This is a genomic window from Allobaculum fili (assembly GCF_020969955.1).
GTDB classification, from domain to species: Bacteria; Bacillota_I; Bacilli_A; order Erysipelotrichales; family Erysipelotrichaceae; genus Allobaculum; species Allobaculum fili.
This window is the reverse complement of the sequence record NZ_JAHDSX010000160.1, coordinates 1-255: the sequence shown is the minus strand read 5'-3', so window position 1 is coordinate 255 and position 255 is coordinate 1. Positions and strand designations below refer to the sequence as shown.

Below are 255 nucleotides of genomic sequence, written 5' to 3'. Positions count from 1 at the left end.
ATCTATGAAGAGAACCAGATGGCTGTCTATAAGTTTTTCCCTTACAAGAAACAGGAGTTCGTAATCGCCCTCCTTGGCGGTTCTTTTCGTCATGCCCTTATGACAGACGGGCTTTATGCATATGCCAACTACTATGGCCCCTGCAGAAAGCTCAACTGTATGGCCCATGCGAGAAGAAAGATCTTCGAAGCCATCAAAGTCCGGTCAGACTTCGCGCAGTATCAGGCAGACGTCCTGAAGTGGGAAAAGACCACA

At 48.2% G+C, this 255-nt stretch carries 1 protein-coding gene; it reads left to right on the top strand.

All coding sequences use genetic code 11. The features are described from left to right. Positions 1 to 18 precede the first annotated feature (18 nt). A partial coding sequence (locus Afil_RS10905) for an IS66 family transposase (RefSeq protein WP_230268566.1) occupies positions 19 to 255 on the top strand: 237 nt, incomplete at its 3' end.